Annotated in this window: 11 protein-coding genes; 9 read left to right on the top strand and 2 right to left on the bottom strand. The window is 44.2% G+C overall.

Annotation, left to right across the window (positions count from 1 at the left end; all coding sequences use genetic code 11):
- Positions 1 to 19: 19 nt before the first annotated feature.
- The 9 genes from AC0OMU_RS12065 (at position 20) to AC0OMU_RS12025 (ending at position 11,584) form a co-directional block, all read left to right on the top strand.
- Positions 20 to 1,390 carry a PTS transporter subunit EIIC gene (locus tag AC0OMU_RS12065; protein ID WP_047181992.1) on the top strand — a complete coding sequence of 457 codons (1,371 nt, stop codon included), beginning with the start codon at positions 20 to 22 and terminating at the stop codon, positions 1,388 to 1,390.
- A gap of 56 nt (positions 1,391 to 1,446) precedes the next feature.
- The gene (gene amiE, locus AC0OMU_RS12060; protein WP_047181991.1) at positions 1,447 to 2,772 is read left to right on the top strand and encodes an N-acetylmuramoyl-L-alanine amidase; all 1,326 of its coding nucleotides are present in this window, start codon (positions 1,447 to 1,449) and stop codon (positions 2,770 to 2,772) included.
- 27 nt (positions 2,773 to 2,799) lie between these two features.
- Positions 2,800 to 4,728 carry a beta-N-acetylhexosaminidase gene (gene nagZ, locus AC0OMU_RS12055; RefSeq protein WP_047181990.1) on the top strand — a complete coding sequence of 643 codons (1,929 nt, stop codon included), beginning with the start codon at positions 2,800 to 2,802 and terminating at the stop codon, positions 4,726 to 4,728.
- A 13-nt stretch (positions 4,729 to 4,741) separates the two neighbouring features.
- A complete protein-coding gene (locus AC0OMU_RS12050; RefSeq protein ID WP_047181989.1) occupies positions 4,742 to 5,986 on the top strand; it encodes an exo-beta-N-acetylmuramidase NamZ family protein in 1,245 nt (414 codons plus the stop codon).
- Positions 5,987 to 6,175: 189 nt separating this feature from the next.
- Positions 6,176 to 7,765, top strand: coding sequence for a bacillibactin transport transcriptional regulator Btr (btr, locus tag AC0OMU_RS12045; RefSeq protein WP_474241199.1), 1,590 nt, complete (start codon positions 6,176 to 6,178; stop codon positions 7,763 to 7,765).
- Between the two features lie 90 nt (positions 7,766 to 7,855).
- Entirely contained in the window at positions 7,856 to 8,809 is a 954-nt protein-coding gene (gene feuA, locus AC0OMU_RS12040; RefSeq protein WP_014478641.1) for an iron ABC transporter substrate-binding protein FeuA, read from the top strand.
- 18 nt (positions 8,810 to 8,827) lie between these two features.
- Complete coding sequence (locus AC0OMU_RS12035) at positions 8,828 to 9,832, top strand: FecCD family ABC transporter permease (protein ID WP_003234979.1); 1,005 nt, start codon at positions 8,828 to 8,830, stop codon at positions 9,830 to 9,832.
- The gene (feuC, locus tag AC0OMU_RS12030; RefSeq protein ID WP_003234980.1) at positions 9,825 to 10,835 is read left to right on the top strand and encodes an iron ABC transporter permease FeuC; all 1,011 of its coding nucleotides are present in this window, start codon (positions 9,825 to 9,827) and stop codon (positions 10,833 to 10,835) included. Before AC0OMU_RS12035 ends, feuC begins: the two co-directional genes overlap by 8 nt.
- Positions 10,832 to 11,584: an alpha/beta hydrolase gene (locus AC0OMU_RS12025; protein WP_474241198.1), complete on the top strand. Its 753-nt coding sequence runs from the start codon at positions 10,832 to 10,834 to the stop codon at positions 11,582 to 11,584. Before feuC ends, AC0OMU_RS12025 begins: the two co-directional genes overlap by 4 nt.
- A gap of 9 nt (positions 11,585 to 11,593) precedes the next feature.
- Here the strand turns inward: AC0OMU_RS12025 and AC0OMU_RS12020 are convergent, their stop codons facing one another.
- Both AC0OMU_RS12020 and AC0OMU_RS12015 read right to left on the bottom strand, forming a co-directional pair.
- Positions 11,594 to 12,514: a bile acid:sodium symporter family protein gene (locus tag AC0OMU_RS12020; protein WP_080030707.1), complete on the bottom strand. Its 921-nt coding sequence runs from the start codon at positions 12,512 to 12,514 to the stop codon at positions 11,594 to 11,596.
- 145 nt (positions 12,515 to 12,659) lie between these two features.
- On the bottom strand, positions 12,660 to 14,096 hold the full coding sequence (locus tag AC0OMU_RS12015) for a SulP family inorganic anion transporter (RefSeq protein WP_046340197.1): 1,437 nt from the start codon (positions 14,094 to 14,096) through the stop codon (positions 12,660 to 12,662).
- Positions 14,097 to 14,103 lie beyond the last annotated feature (7 nt).

Here is a 14,103-nt window from a genome sequence, read left to right as displayed (position 1 = left end):
TTGAAGGGGAGGGGTTTTAATGAGCAAAGAAAATAACTACCATCATCTCGCACAGAAAATCCTTGAGCTATGCGGAGGAAAATCCAATATTTCTTCATATACGCATTGCATGACACGCCTGCGCATTACGCCTTACGATGAAAGCAAAGCGGATGCTCAGGCTTTAAGAAAGCTTGACGGCGTATTGGGGGTCGTTGAAGCTGAAACCTTACAAATTATCCTCGGCACAGGAGTCGTCAATCATGTTACAGCTGTTTTCTCGAAGCTCGTGTCAGCAGCAGAAGAAGGTGCCGATGTCAAAGAAGCAGCGGCCAAAAAGAAAGCCGATATCAATCGAAAAAACGCCACTCCTTTTAAACTTTTCTTACGTAAAATTGCCAGCATTTTTATCCCTCTTATTCCCGCTCTAGTCGCTTCCGGTTTAATTACTGGGATTACCAAAGCAATTATTCAAGCAGGCTGGCTCTCTGCAGACTCACAAATTGCGGTTATCCTGACAGTCATCGGATCAGGGCTGTTCACTTATCTCGGCATTCTCGTTGGTATTAACGCTTCGAAAGAATTTGGCGGGACACCCGCACTTGGGGCTTTGGCCGGGATCTTGATTATCAATCCGGAGATCGCAAAAATCAGTTTATTTGGAGAAGAGCTTCTCCCGGGCAGGGGAGGTCTGATCGGCGTCCTTTTCGCAGCCATATTCATTGCTTACACCGAACAATTTATTCGCCGTTTTATTCCTCAATCACTCGATATCATTGTCACACCCACCGTTTCACTGTTAATCACCGGAATCGTAACGTATGTCGTATTTATGCCTTTAGGCGGATTCATTTCTGATGCCATTACATCCGGCCTTCTGTCCATCCTGGACATCGGCGGCATCGCTGCGGGCTTTATTCTGGGCGCAACCTTCCTCCCTCTCGTCGTAACCGGACTGCATCAAGGCTTGACGCCTGTGCACATGGAACTGATCAATTCAATTGGCAATGATCCTCTGCTCCCTATTTTGGCTATGGGAGGTGCAGGACAGGTAGGCGCGGCCTTTGCCGTTTTCGTGAAGACGAAAAAAACAACACTGAGGAAAGCAATCGCCGGCGGGCTTCCATCGGGACTGCTCGGCATTGGTGAACCGCTTATTTTCGGAGTCACGCTGCCGCTTGGCCGTCCGTTTTTAACAGCATGTTTAGGAGCTGGAATCGGCGGCGCCTTTCAAGCTTATTTTCAAGTAGCCACCATTGCGATTGGTGTCTCCGGACTGCCGCTTTCTTTTCTAGTCCTGCCTTCGCAAATCATCCTGTATATCGTTGGGCTCTTTATTTCCTACGCGGCCGGCTTTTTATTGACCTATGCATTCGGATATAAAGATGAAATGGCTTCACAGTTCGATTAAATTGTTTCTGTATTAGGGATAGTAAACGGGATAGAAGCACAGAAAGGGGCTAGCCTGTGAAAACAAAGACACGGTTCATATTCAGTGCCATTTTAACCCTGTCGATATTTGCGCCAAATGAAACCTTCGCACAAACAGCAGACAACTTGGTTGAGCTGAAAACCATAAATGCAGAAACTGCACAATTCTCGACGAAGAAGCTAAGGAAGGTAGATCAGATGATAGAACGGGATATTGCAGCAGGATTCCCAGGCGCCGTTCTTGTGGTGGTGAAGGATGGACGCATCATAAAAAAAGCAGCATACGGCTACAGTAAAAAGTACGAAGGATCAGAACTGCTGCGCCGTCCGGCCAAAATGAAAACCCGCACGATGTTTGACTTAGCCTCAAATACAAAAATGTACGCAACAAATTTTGCATTGCAGCGCTTAGTCAGCCAAGGAAAACTTGACGTCTATGAAAAAGTTTCTGCATATTTGCCGGGTTTCAAGGATCAGCCGGGTGACCTCATAAAAGGAAAAGACAAGATACGTGTCATCGATGTCCTCCAGCACCAATCAGGGCTCCCATCAAGCTTTTACTTTTACACGCCGGAAAAAGCCGGCAAGTACTATTCCCAAGAACGGGACAAAACGATTGAATATTTGACGAAAATTCCACTCGATTATCAAACTGGGACAAAGCACGTATACAGTGACATTGGATATATGCTACTCGGATGTATTGTCGAAAAACTCACCGGCAAACCGCTTGATGTCTACACGGAGCAAGAGCTCTACAAACCGCTCAGGCTGAAGCATACCTTGTACAATCCGCTGCAAAAGGGCTTTAAACCGAAACAGTTCGCAGCTACTGAACGCATGGGCAATACACGTGACGGCGTTATTCAATTCCCTAACATCCGCACAAACTCGCTGCAAGGAGAAGTGCATGACGAAAAAGCGTTTTACTCAATGGATGGCGTGTCTGGGCATGCCGGATTGTTCTCAAATGCAGATGATATGGCCATACTGCTGCAAGTCATGTTAAACAAAGGTTCATACCGAAATATTTCTTTATTTGATCAGAAAACAGCCGACCTGTTTACAGCACCTTCAGCAACAGATCCGACATTCGCTCTTGGCTGGAGGCGGAACGGAAGTAAAAGCATGGAATGGATGTTTGGCCCTCATGCCAGTGAAAATGCTTACGGGCATACCGGCTGGACAGGGACAGTTACAATTATTGATCCAGCATACAATTTAGGCATCGCATTGTTAACAAATAAAAAGCATACACCAGTTATTGATCCGGAAGAAAATCCAAACGTCTTTGAGGGTGATCAATTTGCAACAGGCAGTTATGGAAGTGTCATAACCGCGATTTATGAAGCGATGGAATGAATGATTAGACGATAGGAGGAAGTTTCTATGAGACCTGTCTTTCCGCTTATCCTTTCAGCCGTTCTCTTTATTTCATGCTTTTTCGGGGCCAGACAGACAGAAGCCTCTGCATCCAAACGTGCAATCGATGCCAATCAGATTGTCAATCGTATGTCGTTAGACGAAAAACTCGGCCAGATGCTGATGCCTGATTTTAGAAACTGGCAAAAGGAAGGCGAGTCCTCTCCGCAAGCCCTTACAGAAATGAATGATGAAGTCGCCAGCCTCGTCAAGAAATATCAATTCGGAGGCATCATCCTTTTTGCAGAAAATGTAAAAACAACAAAACAAACTGTCCAACTGACAGACGATTACCAAAAGGCAAGTCCAAAAATCCCGCTCATGCTGAGTATTGATCAGGAAGGCGGCATTGTAACGAGGTTAGGGGAAGGCACTAATTTCCCAGGGAATATGGCGCTGGGCGCAGCCAGAAGCAGAATCAATGCGTATCAGACCGGCAGCATCATCGGGAAAGAGCTCTCTGCCTTAGGCATCAATACAGATTTCAGCCCTGTCGTGGACATTAACAATAATCCTGATAATCCTGTAATCGGCGTACGGTCATTCAGCTCCAATCGAGAACTGACATCACGCCTCGGTTTATACACGATGAAAGGGTTGCAGCGGCAGGATATCGCGTCTGCCCTCAAACATTTCCCGGGACATGGAGACACGGACGTTGACAGCCATTATGGACTGCCGCTCGTTTCCCATGGCCAAGAACGGCTTCGTGAGGTCGAGCTTTATCCTTTTCAAAAAGCAATTGATGCCGGTGCTGATATGGTAATGACAGCCCATGTTCAATTCCCTGCCTTCGACGACACCACATACAAAAGCAAACTCGATGGATCGGACATTCTGGTTCCAGCTACACTTTCAAAAAAAGTGATGACAGGTCTTCTTCGTCAGGAAATGGGCTTTAATGGTGTGATCGTTACCGATGCGCTCAATATGAAGGCAATCGCAGATCATTTCGGACAGGAAGAGGCTGTGGTCATGGCCGTAAAAGCTGGTGTCGATATTGCATTAATGCCAGCCTCAGTTACTTCAATGAAAGAAGAACAGAAATTCGCACGTGTTATTCAAGCTTTGAAAGAAGCCGTGAAAAACGGGGATATTCCTGAACAACAAATCAACAAATCAGTTGAAAGAATCATTTCCCTGAAAATAAAACGCGGCATGTATCCAGCGCGAAACAGCGACAGTACAAAAGAAAAAATAGCCAAAGCCAAAAAAATCGTAGGAAGCAAGCAGCACCTGAAAGCAGAGAAAAAAATAGCTGAAAAAGCAGTAACTGTATTAAAAAATGAACAGCACACTTTGCCGTTCAAGCCCAAAAAAGGCAGCCGAATCTTAATTGTGGCACCTTACGAAGAACAAACTGCTTCAATCGAACAAACCATTCACGATCTCATCAAGCGAAAGAAAATCAAATCCGTATCCCTCAGCAAAATGAATTTTGCCAATCAAGTATTTAATGCCGAGCATGCAAAACAAGTAAAAAAGGCTGATTATATCATAACCGGCTCCTATGTCGTCAAAAATGACCCTGTCGTCAACGACGGTGTCATCGACGACACAATATCAGATTCAAGCAAATGGGCCACCGTGTTTCCGAGAGCTGTCATGAAAGCCGCACTGCAGCACAACAAACCATTTGTCTTAATGAGCCTGCGCAACCCCTATGATGCCGCCAATTTCGAAGAAGCAAAGGCACTGATTGCAGTCTATGGCTTTAAAGGATACGCAAATGGCCGTTATCTTCAACCTAATATTCCGGCCGGAGTGATGGCGATATTCGGCCAGGCAAAACCTAAAGGCACACTTCCAGTTGACATCCCATCAGTCACGAACCCGGGGGACACCCTTTATCCATATGGCTACGGATTAAATATCAAAACGGGAAAACCGCTTTAATAAGGAGGGACACATGAGAAAAACAATATTCGCTTTTCTGACAGGGCTCATGATGTTCGGAACGATAACCGCTGCCTCTTCTTCACCCGATCCAAAGAATCAAACGGCTAAAAAGCCTAAAGTCCAAACTGGTATAGACACGCTCTTGCCAGACTATAAAAAACAGCTCAAGGGAAAACGTATCGGACTGATCACCAATCCAACCGGAGTAAACGCATCTCTGAAAAGCAGTGTCGATATTCTTTACGAGAACCCAGATATCAAACTGACAGCTTTATTCGGCCCTGAACACGGCGTCCGCGGTGACGCCCAGGCTGGAGACGAAGTAGGCTCTTACATTGACGAAAAAACTGGGGTTCCCGTATACAGCCTCTACGGAAAAACGAAAAAACCGACTCCAGAAATGCTAAAAAATGTCGATATTCTAATGTTTGACATTCAGGATGTCGGGACCCGTTTCTACACGTACATTTATACAATGGCATACGCAATGGAAGCCGCTAAAGAAAACGGCATTCCATTTATGGTGCTGGACCGTCCGAATCCTCAAGGCGGGAATCATATTGAAGGGCCAATCTTAGAACCTGAATACGCCTCATTTGTCGGATTGTATCCCATTCCATTGAAGCATGGGATGACGATAGGCGAATTGGCTTTACTGTTCAACAAAGAATTTGATATTGATGCCGATCTTACAGTGGTAAAAATGAAACACTGGAAACGAAAAATGGATTTTGACGATACCCGATTGCCTTTCGTCCTCCCTTCGCCTAACATGCCGACGGTGGAAAGCACATTTGTTTATCCTGCAACCGGGCTGATTGAAGGAACAAATATATCCGAAGGGCGAGGGACAACAAAGCCATTCGAATTGATCGGAGCTCCCTTTATCAAAAGCACAGAACTTGAAGAAACATTAAACAGCCTCCATTTGCCGGGCGTTACATTTAGGGCAGCATCCTTCACACCCACGTTTTCTAAACATCAAGGAACACTTTGCCACGGTGTGCAGCTCTATGTGACAGACAGAGATAAGTTTGAAGCCGTTAAAACAGGTCTTTCAGTCATTAAAACCATACACGATCTCTATCCTGAGGATTTTGAGTTCCTGTCAACAGGTTCATTTGATAAACTGGCAGGCAACGGCTGGATCAGGACAAAAATTGAAAATGGAACTTCGATTGAAAACATCATAGACAGCTATGAAAAAACACTCCAACAATTCAGCAAAACAAGAAAAAAATATCTCATTTATTAAAACGTAAGCATCGTATGTTACACGTGTAACATATTCTTATCGAACGAAAGACCCTTACTTTTACACACGAGTAAGGGTTTTTTCATGCTAAAAACCCACTCGCTTTATATAGGAAAACTTTCATTTATTTGGTACAATTTTTATTGAAAATGATTATCAATTGAACGTTTCTGAAAAGGTGGTCTACTCGTGCAAAATGCAGTGATTTATCAACCGGTACAAATTGAATATCTAAAAAAGACAAGTGATCTCTTCTCAGAACAGCAATTAGCCGATTCATTCGTGCTGATTTTTCATTTAAAAGGAAACGGCTATATTTCGATCGGAACAAACACCAATCCTCTGCAAAATAAGACACTTTATGTTTGTCCGCCTAACGAGACCTTTGGCTTCACGCCAACAGCCGATGGACATATAGATGCCTGTCTGATCAGGCTTCAAAGCTATATCAAGGAAACCGGACAAGATATTTTCACACCGTGCACAGAATCGGAATTAGCCAACCTGAAGCTTATGAATGTTTCACATATCGAGAATCTTGCAGTCCGGCTTCAAGAGCTTGCCGCACTATGGAATGAATCGTCTCAGCTTTCTCAGCTAAAATGTGTGATTGAAGTACAAAGCCTGATTTATGACCTTTTTACTGCCAGTTTATCTGATCAAACGGATACACATTCAGCAATCGAAAAAACAAAACACTATATCGAAACCCATGCCGATACAAAAATCACGCTTGCCCAGCTGTCGCAAATGGCAGGAATCAGTGCCAAACACTACAGTGAAAGCTTTAAAAAATGGACAGGACAGAGCGTAACAGAATTTATTACGAAAACACGAATCACAAAGGCAAAACGGCTCATGGCAAAATCAAACTGCAAATTGAAAGAAATCGCACACCAAACCGGTTATCAAGATGAATTTTATTTCAGCAGAATCTTTAAAAAACATACAGGCTGTTCACCTACAAGCTATATGAAAAAACGCCGAAAGAAAATCGCCGCATACGGAAGGGGCACAATGGGCCATCTCATCCCTCTTCACCACATACCTTTTGCGGCCGCTCTGCATCCGAAATGGACGTCTTACTACTATCAGCATTATTCGACAGATATACCTGTCCAGCTCAGTGCATACCGGTTTAATGAAAAGTGGGAAGAAAACCTGTACACGTTATCACAGGCAGAACCAGATGTGATTGTCAGCATGGATTCTATTTCTCCAGAAGAACAAGATCGCCTGAATCGCATCGCAGAAGTCATGTACCTTCCTTCAGAAGAAAGCTGGAGAACCCACTTTCTGCAAACTGCCTCATTTTTAAAGGAGGAGTCCGAAGCAGAAAAGTGGCTAGCGGATTATGACCAGCAGACAACAGCCGCCAAAAAAACACTTCAGCACGTTCAAGGGCTGCGTTTTCTCTTTTTGAGGCTGCATAAGCAAAACTTCTATCTGGCACATAACCGAAGTGTCCGCGAAGTTTTCTTTGGGGATTTAGGATTCAGCTCGGCAACAACGGCTGACACACCTTCAGAACAAGCGATTTCGTTAGAAAATATCGCAAATTACCAAGCTGACTGTATGATGCTTTTTCTTTTTAAAGAGCCGGAGACCATAGCTTACTACCAGCAATTACAGCAGACAGAAGCATGGCAAAACCTAAGCGCGGTACGGAATAACCGTGTTTATCTTCTATCCCTTGACCCGTGGAATGAATACTCAGCTTGCGGGCACGAACGAATCGTTCAGCAAACTGTTTCTTTATTATCCGGAGATTGTCCATGATAAATCAGGAATTTGTCCATGGTGTTATATCTGTTCATTCTCTATAATTCCAATTGATAATAGTTATCAATTGAACAGGAGGCTCTATAGATGAAAAAGATATCTCTTACCTTATTAATCTTGCTTCTCGCGCTGACGGCGGCAGCTTGCGGCAGCAAAAATGAATCAACTGCCAGCAAGGCAAGCGGTACAGCATCTGAGAAGAAGAAAATTGAATACCTTGATAAAACATATGAAGTAACTGTACCGACAGACAAAATCGCCATTACGGGAAGCGTTGAATCAATGGAAGACGCGAAATTGCTTGACGTTCATCCGCAAGGCGCAATTTCATTCTCCGGCAAATTCCCTGATATGTTCAAAGACATCACTGATAAAGCCAAACCAACCGGAGAAAAAATGGAGCCAAATATTGAAAAGATTCTTGAAATGAAGCCAGATGTTATCCTTGCTTCAACAAAGTTTCCGGAAAAAACGCTTCAAAAAATCAGCACAGCAGGCACGACGATCCCAGTTTCTCATATCTCTTCAAACTGGAAGGAAAACATGATGCTGCTTGCCCAGCTGACTGGAAAAGAGAAAAAAGCAAAGAAAATTATTGCAGACTATGAACAGGATCTAAAAGAAACAAAAACAAAAATCAACGATAAAGCGAAAGATTCAAAAGCGCTTGTCATCAGAATCAGACAAGGCAACATTTACATTTACCCTGAACAGGTGTATTTCAACTCCACACTATACGGTGATTTAGGCCTTAAGGCGCCGAACGAAGTAAAAGCTGCAAAAGCGCAAGAGCTGATTTCATTAGAAAAATTAAGTGAAATGAACCCGGACCATATTTTCGTTCAATTTTCTGATGATGAAAATGCAGACAAACCTGATGCCTTAAAAGATTTAGAGAAAAATCCAATCTGGAAAAGCCTTAAAGCAGTCAAAGAAGACCATGTGTATGTCAACTCAGTGGACCCTCTCGCACAAGGCGGCACAGCTTGGAGCAAAGTCCGTTTCCTGAAAGCGGCTGCTGAAAAATTGACACAAAACTAATTCAGAGTAGGTTTTTGTATGTATTCAAAACAGTGGACACGTATCATATTGATTACTTCTCCATTCGCTATAGCGCTGTCACTTTTGCTTTCAATCCTTTATGGGGCAAAGCATCTTAGCACAGATATTGTTTTTACATCTCTTATTCATTTCGATCCGGGAAACACAGACCATCAAATTATATGGCATTCCCGGATTCCAAGGGCTGCCGGCGCTCTGCTCATAGGGGCAGCCCTTGCTGTTTCTGGAGCGCTTATGCAGGGCATTACGCGCAATTATTTAGCTTCGCCATCCATTATGGGTGTTTCAGATGGTTCAGCGTTTATCATTACGCTTTGCATGGTTCTGCTCCCGCAATCATCTTCGATTGAAATGATGATATACTCTTTTATCGGCTCAGCGTTAGGAGCTGTGTTAGTATTCGGCCTTGCCGCCATGATGCCAAACGGATTTACCCCCGTGCAACTCGCCATCATCGGCACAGTCACAAGCATGCTGCTCAGCAGCTTATCAGCGGCCATGTCGATTTATTTTCAAATTTCTCAGGATCTCAGTTTCTGGTACAGTGCCAGACTTCATCAAATGAGTCCAGATTTCCTGAAGCTTGCCGCTCCGTTTTTCCTGATTGGCATCATAATGGCCATTTCTCTCAGCAAAAAGGTAACCGCTGTATCATTAGGGGACGACATTTCTAAAAGCCTGGGGCAAAAGAAAAAAACCATTAAAATCATGGCGATGCTTTCCGTCATCATTCTAACCGGCAGTGCCGTAGCGCTGGCCGGAAAAATTGCGTTTGTCGGGTTGGTTGTTCCGCATATCACGAGATTTCTCGTCGGCTCTGATTACAGCAGGCTGATTCCGTGCTCCTGTATTTTGGGCGGAATCTTTTTAACCCTGTGTGATCTCGCAAGCAGATTTATCAACTATCCGTTTGAAACACCGATTGAGGTCGTAACATCCATTATCGGCGTACCTTTCTTCCTTTATTTAATTAAACGAAAAGGAGGGGAGCAAAATGGCTAAAAAATATGCATTGTTCATCGCTTTGATTCTTGTTGTCAGCTATTTCAGCTTAACGAGCGGATCATTTTCTGTTCGTCCTGCTGAGCTGCTCTCCACTCTTTTTCAAATCGACCCGAATCCGCAGTATGAAATTTTGCTGTTCGATTTAAGACTGCCGCGGGTTGTCATGGCTGCTATTATTGGACTCGGTCTTGGCATTGCAGGCGCTGTTATCCAGGCCATCACGAGAAACGGGCTTGCTGATCCTGGAATTCTCGGAATCAACGCAGGGGCAGGAGCCGGCATTGTAGCGTTTATGCTCTTATTCCAAGGCCAGAAGGAAGTGACATCCATAGCGGCAGCGATGGGAATGCCGCTCTTTGGATTGATAGGCGGGCTCATCGCGGCAATCCTGATTTACATATTTGCATGGCACAGAGGCAATTTAGATTCAGGAAGAATTATTCTGGTAGGGATTGCGATCAATTCAGGATTCAGCGCCCTGTCTTTGTTTTTATCTTTAAAAATGGACCCGCAAGACTATCAAATGGCCATGGTGTGGAAAAACGGAAGCATCTGGTCTGCCAACTGGACGTATATCACAGCCGTACTCCCATGGATGCTGCTGTTTATACCGATTCTTATCGGCAAATCCCGCCTGCTCGACACCATTCGTTTTGATGAAGACACAGTCAGAAGCCTCGGCATTTCATCAAATAAAGAAAAAACCATCCTGCTCGTAGCCTGTGTAGCAATCATCAGCGCCTGTGTCTCCGTAGCGGGAAGCATGGCGTTTGTCGGCTTAATTGCTCCCCATATCTCACGGAGACTGGCTGGCGTCGAACATCGCTATATCCTGCCACTGAGCGGTTTAATCGGGATGCTTCTTGTGATAAGCGCAGACTTTGCCGGAAAACTATTTTTTCAGCCCGCAGAAGTGCCCGCAGGCATCATTTTGGCGATCCTCGGAGTTCCTTATTTCTTATATTTGCTTTTCAAGCAAAAAAAGGGGGAGAATGCTTGAAAGGATCTCTTTCAGAACACAAAGCCGGCAACAGGAGGTTCACGCTGTACCTCCCTCCTTCCTACAGCACAGACAGCGGGGGATTTCCTGCTGTTTATGTGCAGGATGGCAATTCTTTGTTTCACGACGAAATTGAATTTTTAGAAAGCATGTTTCAACAGCAAAGGCTCCCTGAACTCCTGCTAATTGGTATCGAACCCGAAAACCGGCTTGATGAATACACCCCATGGCCGGCTGCATCACTCAGTGATCGGTTCACGGACTTCGGCGGAATGGGATATCACTATCTGTCTGATATAACGAACCAGTTCATTCCGCTAATCGAAGAAAACTGGAACGTCACCAGGGAACCGCAGTCAAGAGGAATGATCGGTGCCTCATTAGGCGGCCTCATCTCAATGTTCGCCTTATTAAAATATCCGTCAATGTTCGGGAAAATAGGCTCTATATCAGGTTCATACTGGTACGAGAAAGCAGCGGAAACCATTCATATATCTTTTTTAAAGCCCGTCACTGCACGTGTTTTCATGTCTGTCGGGAGTGAAGAAGGCCGTGAAAAACAATCCATTCAGCGACATATGCTGAAAAAAACAAAGCAAGTTCATCAAAGTCTAAAAGAAAAAGGCTTCACTGAAGACCAGTTGTGTCTTTCAATTGAAAAAGGAGCGGTGCACCACCGCAAGTATTTCTGCAAACAGTTCATCAACGCGCTCGAATGGCTATACGGAAAAAACCGCTCAACCCTATGAGCGGTTTTTTTATGCTTTCTGCAACATTGGTTTTAATTCAAAACGATTCAGCATATAGCCAAACAAAGCAGCCAATATCTGCTGAAACAGCATGCCGATCACAACAGGAACGGCAACCTGAGACGGGAAGAACGTAACGGCAAGAACTGCGCCGGCACTAATATTCCTCATGCCTCCCGTAAATATAAGAGAGACTATTTCCTCTTGCCGCCTTTTCATCATTTTTCCGATCAGCCAAGCAGCGGCATAGCCTGTTAACGCGATAAAGAATACCGTTACAGCTATTCCTGCAAATCTCAAATCAATGGATTTGAAATAAGGAGCAATCGCTGAACTGTTAATCGCAATCACTGCCATCAAGCAAAGCTTTGAAAAAGGCGACAGCGCACTGCTCACAGACGCAGTTCTTTCTGGAGATGACATCTGATTAAACAGCATGCCCAGAAAAGAAGGAATCACGACCATTATAATCAGACCTTTCATCATTCCCCACACATCCATATGAACCTGAGCGCCGGCCAGCAATGAAAGACTCAGCGGTACGATTAGCGGTGACAGCACAGTATCAACTAGAATAATCGAAAGTGTCAAACCGACATTCCCTTTGTACATCGCTGCCCAAATCAAGCTTGTAATCCCCGTAGGAATCACAACAGCCAATGTTAAACCGGTAATCGTCAAAGGATCACCTTTAAAAATAAGATGGCCGCTGCCCCAAGCAAAAAGCGGCATAAAAATATGAAGAACGAATAGTGCAAGAATCATAGGGAGAGGGTGAGACAATGCATGTCTCAAAGATTGAAAGTTCGCGCTCAAACTGCCTGCAAACGTAATAAAAGCAAAGATCCAAGGCACAGCCCATTCATACCCATGTAAAAACTGAGACAGCAGCACGCCCAACACCACACTAGTCGGCGTCAACAGCGGCATAACCCTCCCCAATACACGGTTCAGCTTCTGAAGCATCATATGCAAGTCCCCTATTTAAAATTTCTCTTCTCTCTATTATATCAATGCTGCTTAAGTGTATGTTATATAAAAAAGCCCAGATCTCATTAATCTGGGCTTCTCTATTTTATGCCATCTGTTTCATTAGAGATTTACTCGCTTTATTCAAACCTTTTAACTCAGCTTCAATGCCTTGTTCCTTAAACTTCGCAACAATCTTATCAAGTGCGGCCGCACCAGAATCGTCCCATACGTGAGCTTCAGTTAAGTCAATCACAACCCGCTCAATATCCTCTTGATATATAAACGCATTTGCAAGATCCGTCACTGACGCAAAAAAGATTTGCCCCTTCACTTGATACGTTCTAAGCTTTTGATCCTCTGCATGAGAAACGATTTTCAGCTTCGAGATTTTTGCCACAAAGAACACGGCACTTAAAAGAACACCGACAAATACACCTTTAGATAAGTCATCCGTCACAACAACCGTAACCACAGTCACAACCATGACAATCGAGTCCGTGAGCGGCGCTTTTTTGAGACCTTTTAAGGAAGACCAATCAAATGTGCCGACAGACACCATAACCATTACAGCCACTAACGCCGCCATTGGGATTTTCACCACGACATGACTTAACACCGCAATTAAAAACATCAGAAAAGCACCGGCAACAAATGCTGACAAACGTCCGCGACCACCCGCTTTTGTATTAATGACAGATTGTCCGATCATAGCGCATCCTGCCATTCCGCCAAAGAATCCAGTCACGATATTCGCAATTCCCTGTCCGCGGCTCTCTTTATTTTTATCACTGTCCGTATCCGTCATTTCATCAATAATCTGTGCTGTCAGCAAAGATTCAAGCAACCCGACAAACGCTAAAGCAATTGAATAAGGAAAAATAATTTGCAGTGTTTCAAAGGTAAACGGAACATCAGGGATTAAGAAATGAGGCAATGAACTAGAAATATTGCCCATATCACCAACCGTCCGCACATCCACATGGAAAGTGACCGCAATAATTGTCATCACAATAATCGCCACAAGCGGAGACGGAACAGCAGTCGTAAACCTTGGCAGCACATAAATAATAACCAACGACCCGGCAAGCATCGCATACATACTCCAAGAAGCACCTTCAAACTGGGGAAGCTGCGCAGAGAAGATAAGGATCGCCAGCGCATTCACAAAACCGATCATCACAGAACGCGGGATGAATTTCATTAATCTTGCAATTTTACTGATACCTAAAATCACCTGAATAATACCTGTCAAAATCGTAGCCGCAAATAAATACTGAAGCCCATGATCAGCAACCAGCGACACCATAACGACTGCCATTGAGCCTGTCGCAGCTGAAATCATGCCAGGTCTGCCGCCAAAAAAAGAAATAATAATGGCTATACAAAATGACGCATAAAGACCGACCATCGGATCCACACCCGCTATAATAGAAAAGCCAATCGCTTCAGGTATTAACGCTAACGCAACTAAAATGCCAGCAAGAATGTCTTTTCGGATATTCCCGAACCATTGCTGTTTTAATGTAAAACTATTATTCAAATATAAC

The organism is Bacillus sp. FAU18 (genome assembly GCF_056033885.1).
Note: the sequence above shows the minus strand (reverse complement) of the source record. Positions and strands in the feature narration are given on the sequence as shown.

Coding starts and splice junctions, on each gene's coding strand:
- AC0OMU_RS12065 (WP_047181992.1), top strand. CDS start 20: ATGAGCAAAGAAAATAACTACCATCATCTCGCACAGAAAATCCTTGAG.
- nagZ (WP_047181990.1), top strand. CDS start 2,800: ATGAGACCTGTCTTTCCGCTTATCCTTTCAGCCGTTCTCTTTATTTCA.
- AC0OMU_RS12050 (WP_047181989.1), top strand. CDS start 4,742: ATGAGAAAAACAATATTCGCTTTTCTGACAGGGCTCATGATGTTCGGA.
- feuA (WP_014478641.1), top strand. CDS start 7,856: ATGAAAAAGATATCTCTTACCTTATTAATCTTGCTTCTCGCGCTGACG.
- AC0OMU_RS12035 (WP_003234979.1), top strand. CDS start 8,828: ATGTATTCAAAACAGTGGACACGTATCATATTGATTACTTCTCCATTC.
- feuC (WP_003234980.1), top strand. CDS start 9,825: ATGGCTAAAAAATATGCATTGTTCATCGCTTTGATTCTTGTTGTCAGC.
- AC0OMU_RS12020 (WP_080030707.1), bottom strand. CDS start 12,514: ATGCCGCTGTTGACGCCGACTAGTGTGGTGTTGGGCGTGCTGCTGTCT.